This is a genomic window from Nocardioides sp. (assembly GCF_030655615.1).
GTDB lineage: Bacteria > Actinomycetota > Actinomycetes > Propionibacteriales > Nocardioidaceae > Nocardioides.
Genome location: NZ_JAURVJ010000111.1, coordinates 1 through 8,676, shown reverse-complemented (window position 1 = coordinate 8,676; position 8,676 = coordinate 1). Strand labels below are relative to the sequence as shown.

The following is an 8,676-nucleotide window of genomic DNA, read 5'->3' as shown; positions in this document are numbered from 1 at the left end:
GACGAGCCGGGCCGGCGCGAGGAGCAGGCGGCCGAGCGCGGCCACCGACGCGGCGATGCCACGCCCGGCCGCCGAGACCAGGCGGCCGAGCAGGCGTGCCGGTGCGAGCAGTCCCCGGAGCAGCGCCCGGCCGAGGGCCTTGACCCCGTCGGTCACCGCGACCCAGACGGCCACGGTCCAGACGATCGGGAGCTCCCAGAGGGCGACGCGCTCGTCGACGGGGGCGGGCGGCTCGAGGACCGGGTCGGGAGCCAGCTCGGGGACCAGCTCCGACGGGTCCTCGTGGGAGGGCCACGGGTCGGGGTCGGTCACGACGCCTCCCTTCCCGGGGCGGTCCCGCGGAAACCTCGGCTCAGGCGCCGTAGACCGGCTCCGGCATCGGTGCCTCGCCGAGCAGCTCGCGCAGCGCGGGCCCGACGGCGGCGGCGTCCCAGCGGGCGCCGTTGTCGCGCGAGGGGCCGTGGGCCCAGCCGTTCTCGACGGTGATGGTACTGCCGTCGATCTCGATGACGCGCCCGGTGACGTCGGCGGCCTCGACCGAGGCGAGCCAGGCGACGACCGGGGAGTTGTCCTCGGGCAGGGCCATGGCCGAGGTGTCGAAGGCGCCCTCGGTCATCCGGGTGCGGGCGACCGGCGCGATCGCGTTGACGGTGACGCCGTAGCGCCCCATCTCTTGGGCGGCGACGAGGGTCAGCCCGGCGATGCCGGCCTTGGCGGCGGAGTAGGTCGCCTGCCCGACCGAGCCCTGCAGGCCTGCGCCCGACGAGGTGTTGATGACCCGGGCGGACCGCTGGCGGCCCTCCTTGGCCTCGGCGCGCCAGTAGGCGCCGGCGTGGCGGAGCGGTGCGAAGTGGCCCTTGAGGTGGACGCGGACGACCGCGTCCCACTCCTCCTCGGACGTGTTGACGAGCATCCGGTCGCGCACGAACCCGGCGTTGTTGACGAGCACGTCGAGCCCGCCGAAGGTGTCGATGGCCAGCCGGACCATGGCCTCGGCATCGGCGAAGTCCGCGACGTCGGCGCCGTTGGCGACCGCCTCGCCCCCGGCCTCGCGGATGAGCGCCACGACCTCGTCGGCGGGCGACTCCCCCGACGACTGAGCCTCGCCGGCCAGCGAGACGCCGTAGTCGTTGACCACGACCTTCGCGCCGTGCGAGGCGAGCTCGAGCGCGTGGGCCCGGCCGATGCCGCGGCCGGCGCCGGTGATGATGGCGACGCGGCCTTCCAAGAGTCCGGACAAGGCGTGCTCCTCGGGTGGTCAGGGATGGGTCAGGGGACGTGCAGGAAGACCGGGGGCTCGCCGCCGCCGTCGCAGGCGACCTTGGCGCCGGAGACGTAGGACGCCAGGTCGCTGGCCAGGAACACCGCGACGTGCCCTACTTCCAGCGGGGTCGCCATCCGGCCCAGCGGGATCGTGCGCTCGATCGCGGCGACGCGCTCGTCGCCGCCGTAGTGGTCGTCGGTCTGCTCGGTGTGGCACAGGCCCACGTCGATCGCGTTGACGCGCACGGCGGGACCCCACTCCATGGCCAGCGAGGAGGTGAGCGAGTCGAGCCCGGCCTTGGCGGCGGCGTACGCCGCGATGGTCGGCGCGGGCCGGTGGGCGGAGATCGAGGAGATGTTGACGACGGACCCGCCCCCCTCCTGCTGCTGCATCACCCGGTTGGCCGCCTGGGCGACCAGGAGCGGGCTGAGCAGGTTGAGGCCGACGATCTTGTCGTGGAAGCGCGGCGATGCCGTGGCGGCGTCGGTGGCCGGCGCGCCGCCGGCGTTGTTGACCAGCACGTCGAGCCTGCCGTGCGTCGCGACGACGGCGTCGACCAGCGCCTGGACGGCGTCGGGGTCGCGCACGTCGCAGACCCGGTGCTCGGCGCCGTCGACCGTCGGCGTCGCCGACCGCGCGCAGGTCACGACGGTGGCGCCCGCGGCCAGGAACGCCTCGGCGATGCCACGACCGATCCCCTTGGCGCCGCCCGTGACCAGGACGACGCGTCCGGACAGGTCGAGGACGAGGGACATGGCTGCTACCCTACCAAGCACTTGCTTGGTTGGCTTGGTAGGCGCGACAGGAGCCCGGATGACGATCACCTCGACGCTGCGCGACGACGGGATCCGCGTCGTCACGATGGAGCACCCGCCGGTCAACGCCCTCACGGTCCAGGGTTGGTACGACGTCGCTGCCGCGATGGACGAGGCCGCCGCCGACCTCGACACCAAGGTCGTGGTGCTCCGGGCCGAGGGGCGCGGGTTCAACGCGGGCGTGGACATCAAGGAGATGCAGAGCACCACCGGGTTCGACGCCCTCCTCGGCGCCAACCGGGGCTGCTTCGCGGCGTTCAAGGCGGTCTACGAGTGCGCCGTACCCGTCGTCGCCGCGGTCAACGGCTTCTGCCTCGGCGGCGGCGTCGGCCTGGTCGGCAACGCCGACTGCGTCGTGGCGAGCGACGACGCGTTCTTCGGCGTGCCCGAGGTCAAGCAGGGCGCCCTCGGCGCCGCGACCCACATGGCGCGGCTCGTGCCGCAGCACCTGATGCGCACCCTCTACTTCACGTCCCGCACCATCCAGGCCGCCGACCTGGTCCAGTTCGGCTCGGTCCTGGAGGTGGTGCCGCGCACCGAGCTCGACGACGCGGCGATGCGCGTCGCGGCCGACATCGCGGCCCAGGACACCCGGGTCATCCGCGCCGCCAAGGAGTGCCTCAACGGCATCGACCCGATCGACGTCAACAAGAGCTACCGCTACGAGCAGGGCTTCACGATGGAGCTCAACCTCATGGGCGTCAGCGACGAGCTGCGCGACACCTTCGCGGGCACCGACAAGTCCAGGAAGGGAACGTCGTGACCAAGGCCCCCCGCGACAAGCGGATGAGCATCGACGAGGTCGTCGCCTCCCTCGAGGACGGCATGACGATCGGCATCGGCGGCTGGGGACCGCGGCGCAAGCCGATGGCCCTGGTGCGCGCGATCCTGCGCTCCGACCTCGCCGACCTCACCATCGTCAGCTGGGGCGGCGCCGACGTCGGTCTGCTCGCCCGGGCCGGCAAGATCAAGCGGCTCGTCTATGCGTTCGTCTCGCTCGACACCGTCCCCCTCGAGCCCAACTTCCAGCGGGCCCGCCAGGCGGGCACGATCCCGGAGGTCGTCGAGCTCGACGAGGGCATGTTCCAGACCGGCCTCAAGGCCGCCTCCGAGCGGCTGCCGTTCCTGCCGATGCGGGCCGGCCTCGGCTCCGACGTGCTGGTCAACAACCCCTGGATCAAGACGGTGACATCGCCGTACGCCACCCCCGACGGCCCGGGCGAGACGTTCGTCGCGGTGCCGGCCCTCACCCTCGACGTGGCGCTGGTGCACCTCAACCGCGCCGACAAGCACGGCAACGCGACCTACCTCGGCCCCGACCCCTACTTCGACGACCTCTTCGCGATGGCCGCCGAGCGCACCTACCTCTGCGTCGAGGAGGTCGTCGACACCGCCGGGCTGACCGTCGACACCCCGGTCCAGCGGCTGCTGCTGAGCCGGATGCTCGTCACCGGTGTCGTCGAGACGCCGAACGGCGCCCACTTCACCGACTGCCGCCCCGACTACCCGCGCGACGAGAAGTTCCAGCGGGCCTACGCCGCCGCGGCTGGCGGCAGCGACGAGGACTGGGCGGCGTTCGAGGAGCGCTTCCTGTCCGGTGACGAGGCGGCCTACCAGGCGGCGGTCCAGGCGTTCAGCGAGGAGCAGGCATGAGCGAGACCACCCGAGCCGACGTGTGCGCGGCCGCGGTCGCCGACACGTTCAAGGACGACGGCGAGATCTTCGCCAGCCCGATGGGCACGATGCCGATGCTCGGCGTCCGGCTGGCGCGGCTGACGTCCAACCCCGACCTGGTGATCAGCGACGGCGAGTCGCTGTTCCTGGGCGGCACTCCCCCGATCTTCGCCCAGGCCGACGTGGTCGAGGGCTGGATCCCGTTCCGCAAGGTCTTCGACGTGGTCGCCCACGGCAAGCGCCACGTGATGATGGGCGCCACGCAGGTCGACCGCGACGGCAACCAGAACATCTCGGCGATCGGGTCCTTTGCCCAGCCCAAGCGCCAGCTGCTCGGATCGCGCGGTGCGCCCGGCAACACGGTCAACAACCGCACGTCCTACTGGGTGCCCAAGCACTCGCCGCGCGTCTTCGTCGAGGCCGTCGACATCGTCTCGGGCGTCGGACCCAAACGGGCGGCCGAGGCCGGGCCGGCGGCGTCGCGCTTCAACGACATCCACCGGATCGTCACCAACCTCGCCGTCCTCGACGTCAACGGCCCCGACCGCACGGTGCGGCTGCTGTCGGTCCACCCGGGGGTCACGGTCGCCGAGGTGCAGGACGCGACCGGCTTCGACCTCGGCGATGTCACCGCGGTCCCCGAGACCCGCGGGCCGACCACGGAGGAGCTCGTCCTCATCGGCGAGGTGCTCGACCCGAAGGGCTACCGCTTCAAGGAGGTTCCCGCGCCGTGATCGAGCAGCTGATCCGTACGCCGTTCACCGACCTGGTCGGTGTGCGCCACCCCGTCGTGCAGACCGGCATGGGTTGGGTGTCCGGGCCCCGCCTGGTCTCCGGGACGGCCAACGCCGGCGGCCTCGGCATCCTCGCCTCGGCCACGATGACCTTCGCCGAGCTCGAGCAGGCGATCGTCGAGACCAAGGCCCGCACCGACCAGCCCTTCGGCGTCAACCTGCGCGCCGACGCCGGCGACGCGGGCGACCGCTGCGACCTGCTGATCAGGCACGGCGTGCGGGTCGCGTCGTTCGCCCTGGCGCCCAAGAAGGAGCTCATCGCCAAGCTCAAGGACCACGGCGTCGTGGTGATGCCGTCCATCGGCGCGGCCAAGCACGCCGTCAAGGTCGCCTCGTGGGGCGCCGACGCCGTGATGGTCCAGGGCGGCGAGGGCGGCGGCCACACCGGCGCCGTCCCCACGACGCTGCTGCTCCCGACCGTCCTCGACGCCCTGAAGAATGCGCACAGTGACATCCCCGTCATCGCCGCAGGCGGCTTCTTCGACGGACGCGGGCTCGCCGCTGCCTTGTCCTACGGCGCCGCCGGCGTCGGCATGGGCACCCGCTTCCTGCTCACGCAGGACTCCGCGGTGCCCCAGGCCGTCAAGGAGCTCTACCTCTCCCACGATCTCACCGGCACCGTCGTCACCGCCAAGGTCGACGGTATGCCGCACCGGATGCTGCGCACCGACCTGGTCGAGTCGCTCGAGGGCACCAGCGCGGTGAGGCGGCTCGGTCCGACGATGCGACGCACGCTCGACTTCAAGCGCGACTCCGGGATGAGCTGGGTCCAGCTCGCCCAGGACGGCCGGTCGATGAAGAAGACCCAAGGCCGCAGCCTGGGCCAGATGGCGCTCGCCGCCAACACCCCGGTCATGCTCAAGGCAGGCCTCGTCGACGGCGACACCGGCGCCGGCGTCCTCGCCTCCGGCCAGGTCGTCGGGGTCATCGACGACCTGCCGACCTGCGAGGAGCTGATCGACCGGATCGTCGTCCGGGCGGCGGACGAGCTGCGTCGCGGGGCGTCGTACGTCGTCTGACGGCTCGGTGGCACGAGATGACGGACGACGACACGTCCGACCTGGTGATGGGGGCCGTCAGCCCGTCAGAGTGAGCGCTGCAGGTCGAACTCGCGCCCCATGACGCGATAGCCCAGCGCCTCGTTGACGCCGATCATGAAGCCGTTGGACTCGGCGTTCCAGGTGTCGATCTCGGCGACCTGCGGCTGGTCCTCGCGCAGCCACTGCAGCATCCCGGTCTTGAGGAGCGCCCCGAGCCGGTGGCCGCGGTGGGCAGCCACGACCGAGGTGTCGTGCTGGTCGGCGAGGTGCGGACGCTCCAGGTCGACCACGACCACCGTCTGGCCGGCGAGCTCGCCGGTGCGGCGATGGCGCGCCACGAGCCGGTGCAGCGCGAAGCCCCGGGACACCTGGGCGTCGTCGTAGGCCCGGATGCGAGCCGCGTCGAAGACCTCGTCCTCGATGTCGAGCCCCTCCTTGGGGGCGTCGTTGATCGCGGACGCCATCACCGCCAGCGCCTCGAGCTCGTCGTCGGGCGTGCGGTCGCGGCGGCGCACGAGCTCGTAGTCGGCGGCCGCCGCGGCGGCCTCGTCGTGCAGGACGTCGAGGGCGCGGGCGTCGATCTCGGCGATGTACTGGCGTCGGTTGACGCCCACCGCCCGCCGCTCGTAGCCGTGCGCGAGCCCGAACGCCTCGAGACCGTCCACGTCCCAGCAGGAGATGCCGACCGACGTCCGGCCCATCCGGGCGGCCTCGGCCTCGAGGTGGCGCAGCATCGTCGTACCCAGCCCCTGGCGCCGGCGGTCGGGCAGCACGTCGACCGACACCCACGCGACGTGCAGGTTGTCGCGCTCGCTGGTCGAGATGGCGCCGGCGGCGACGGGCACGCCGCCGACGGTGCCGAGGAAGGGGACCTGCGGCTCGCCGTCCCAGCCGTGCCGGAGCTGACCGAGCGTGAAGTGCTCGGTCGGCTCGTGCTCCCAGGGAGCGTCGTGCGCCGAGGACGCCGTGCGTACCGCGGCCCACCCGCGGACAGCGTCGCCGTCGTCGGGGTCGAAGCGTCGGATGTCCACGAGCAACGAGCATCACGCATGCGACGAAGCCGGGCTACTGATTATCCGGCCCTAGGCTGCAGGAGTGACCCAAGAGCCGGTACCGAGGCGTGCGAAGCACCTGATCGACCCCACGGCGCCGCGCAAGCAGACGAGCCCCGACGACCTCGCCCGGCTCGAGCGCGTGCAGCGGACCGTCATGTCGGTCCTCGTGGGCACCACGATCTTCCACCTCTCGGTCGGGCTCGTGATCGCGGCGGTGGTCATCGACGACTCCGAGCGGGTGGCGCAGGTCGGACTCTGCCTGTTGGGCGGGGCGTTCGGGGTCGTGGCGATCGCCGCGGCGTTCGCGATCCACCGGCGCGCCCTCGTGAGCCCGTGGCTGCTGCTCGGCTTCGTGCCGACGTTCGTCGGCCTGGTCGTCATCCTCGGCTGAGGCTTGTGGCCCGCGGCCTGTGGAAACGACCACGAGTCGTCCACAGGCAGCCCTGTTCGGCACGTCGTCCACAGGGCTCGGGCACGACGGCACGACTGACGCCGCCGCGTCCTAGCGTCCTGCCCATGACCGCCCCGACCCTGGCCGACCTCGCCGGGTGGCTCGACGCCACCGGCGAGATCGGCCTGCCCGCCGGGCCGGGCGAGGTCGGGCCCACGGACGCGGAGCGGATCGACCAGATCGCCCTGCTCGAACGGCTCAAGAACGCGCTGGCCGGTGCTCAGGGCCGTATTGCCCACGACTACGAGGAGTCGCAGCGTGCCGCCCAACGGGCCGCCGGCCGTCCGGCGTCCCGCATCGGTGAGGGGATCGCCGCCGCCGTCGCGCTCGCCCGGCGTGTCAGCCCCGGCGTGGCCGCCACGTTCCTGGGCCTCAACCGGGTGCTGGCGACCGAGATGCCCCAGACCGCACGGGCGCTCGGCGAGGGACGGATCTCGGAGTACGCCGCCACCTTGCTCGCTCGCGAGACCGCGTGTCTCGCCGTCGAGCACCGCGCCACCATCGACGAGGAGATCTGCGGCACCGACCTGGCCGACCGGCTCAGCCGCAAGCAGCTCGTCGCCGAGGCCCACCGGCTGGCTGCCCGCCTCGACGCAGCCGGCGTGGCCGAACGGCAGGCTCTCGCGGTCAAGGACCGCCGGGTGACGCTCCGACCGGCGCCCGACACGATGGCCTACCTCACCGCCCTGGTGCCCGTCGCGGAGGGCGTCGCGATGTATGCCGCCCTCAGCCGCGAGGCCGACCGGGCCAAGCAGGACCCCGACGACGACCGCGGGCGCGGCCAGGTCATGGCCGACACGATGGTCGAGCTCGTCACCGGCCGCCGCGCCGAGGCGCCCCCTCCGGTCGACCTGCGCCTGGTGATGACCGACCGCGCCCTTCTCGCCGGTGACTCCGAACCCGCATTCCTGCACGGCTACGGCATCGTCCCGGCCGCGTGGGCACGCCAGTTGGTCAAGCGCGCCCTCGGCAAGACCGGGGTCTGGATCACGCGCCTCTACACCGCGCCGGGCACCCACCAGCTCCTCGCCGCCGACTCGCGTCGACGCAAGGCGCCGCCGGGCCTGACCGACTTCGTCACCGACCGCGACCAGCTCTGCCGGACCCCGTGGTGCGGCGCCCCCGTGCGCCACGTCGACCACGTCCGGCCACACCGCGAGACCGGCCACACGGTCGCCGACGACCTCCAGGGGCTGTGCGAGCGCTGCAACTACGCCAAGGAGGCCCTGGGGTGGTCGTCACGACCACGGCCCGGGCCGGTGCACGGCACCGAGACCACCACGCCCACGGGGCACGTCTACGTCTCGTGGGCGCCGCCGCTCCCCGGTGGCCCCGGCGACCCGGGCGACCCGGGCGACCCGGGTGGGAGCGACGGCCGAGCCGCCTGATGCGACCCGGTCGTCGGACCGGTCGTTGGGCCAGTCGTCGGGCCAGTCGTCGGGCTAATCGTCGAGCCCGGGGGGCCGGTAGCCCGGCGGCGGTGCCCACTGCCCGTCGTCGCCGAGCTGGTCGAGCACGGCGTACTCCGGCGCGAACCACGCGCGCAGCTCGGCGCCCAGCTCGGCCGGCAGGTCGGCGGGGCG

At 72.8% G+C, this 8,676-nt stretch carries 10 protein-coding genes; 6 read left to right on the top strand and 4 right to left on the bottom strand.

From position 1 onward, the window contains the following. The 3 genes from Q7T52_RS09330 to Q7T52_RS09320 form a co-directional block, all read right to left on the bottom strand. Nucleotides 1–312: hypothetical protein (locus tag Q7T52_RS09330; RefSeq protein WP_304801732.1), on the bottom strand; the 312-nt coding region annotated here is incomplete at its 3' end. Between the two features lie 40 nt (nt 313–352). Continuing rightward, nucleotides 353–1,240: an SDR family oxidoreductase gene (locus Q7T52_RS09325; protein ID WP_304801730.1), complete on the bottom strand. Its 888-nt coding sequence runs from the start codon at nt 1,238–1,240 to the stop codon at nt 353–355. A gap of 29 nt (nt 1,241–1,269) precedes the next feature. Next, complete coding sequence (locus Q7T52_RS09320; protein ID WP_304801728.1) at nt 1,270–2,019, bottom strand: SDR family oxidoreductase; 750 nt, start codon at nt 2,017–2,019, stop codon at nt 1,270–1,272. Nucleotides 2,020–2,077: 58 nt separating this feature from the next. Between Q7T52_RS09320 and Q7T52_RS09315 the strand changes: the two genes are divergently transcribed. Genes Q7T52_RS09315 through Q7T52_RS09300 form a run of 4 tightly spaced genes read left to right on the top strand, consistent with a single transcriptional unit; the run spans nt 2,078 to nt 5,566 of the window. Then, nucleotides 2,078–2,842, top strand: a complete 765-nt coding sequence (locus tag Q7T52_RS09315) for an enoyl-CoA hydratase family protein (RefSeq protein ID WP_304801726.1) — start codon at nt 2,078–2,080, stop codon at nt 2,840–2,842. Further along, nucleotides 2,839–3,732, top strand: coding sequence for a CoA transferase subunit A (locus Q7T52_RS09310; protein ID WP_304801723.1), 894 nt, complete (start codon nt 2,839–2,841; stop codon nt 3,730–3,732). The genes Q7T52_RS09315 and Q7T52_RS09310 overlap by 4 nt, the downstream gene beginning before the upstream one ends. Then, entirely contained in the window at nt 3,729–4,487 is a 759-nt protein-coding gene (locus Q7T52_RS09305) for a CoA-transferase subunit beta (RefSeq protein WP_304801721.1), read from the top strand. Before Q7T52_RS09310 ends, Q7T52_RS09305 begins: the two co-directional genes overlap by 4 nt. Then, nucleotides 4,484–5,566, top strand: coding sequence for a nitronate monooxygenase family protein (locus Q7T52_RS09300; RefSeq protein WP_304801718.1), 1,083 nt, complete (start codon nt 4,484–4,486; stop codon nt 5,564–5,566). Before Q7T52_RS09305 ends, Q7T52_RS09300 begins: the two co-directional genes overlap by 4 nt. Nucleotides 5,567–5,631: 65 nt before the next feature. Here the strand turns inward: Q7T52_RS09300 and Q7T52_RS09295 are convergent, their stop codons facing one another. Continuing rightward, nucleotides 5,632–6,618: a GNAT family N-acetyltransferase gene (locus tag Q7T52_RS09295; protein ID WP_304801716.1), complete on the bottom strand. Its 987-nt coding sequence runs from the start codon at nt 6,616–6,618 to the stop codon at nt 5,632–5,634. Nucleotides 6,619–6,682: 64 nt separating this feature from the next. On the opposite strand from Q7T52_RS09295, the gene Q7T52_RS09290 reads away from it, so the two are divergent. Together Q7T52_RS09290 and Q7T52_RS09285 are read left to right on the top strand one after the other, a co-directional pair. Continuing rightward, nucleotides 6,683–7,033, top strand: coding sequence for a hypothetical protein (locus Q7T52_RS09290; RefSeq protein ID WP_304801715.1), 351 nt, complete (start codon nt 6,683–6,685; stop codon nt 7,031–7,033). A 125-nt stretch (nt 7,034–7,158) separates the two neighbouring features. After that, nucleotides 7,159–8,481 carry an HNH endonuclease signature motif containing protein gene (locus Q7T52_RS09285; protein ID WP_304801713.1) on the top strand — a complete coding sequence of 441 codons (1,323 nt, stop codon included), beginning with the start codon at nt 7,159–7,161 and terminating at the stop codon, nt 8,479–8,481. The last annotated feature ends 195 nt before the right edge of the window (nt 8,482–8,676 follow it).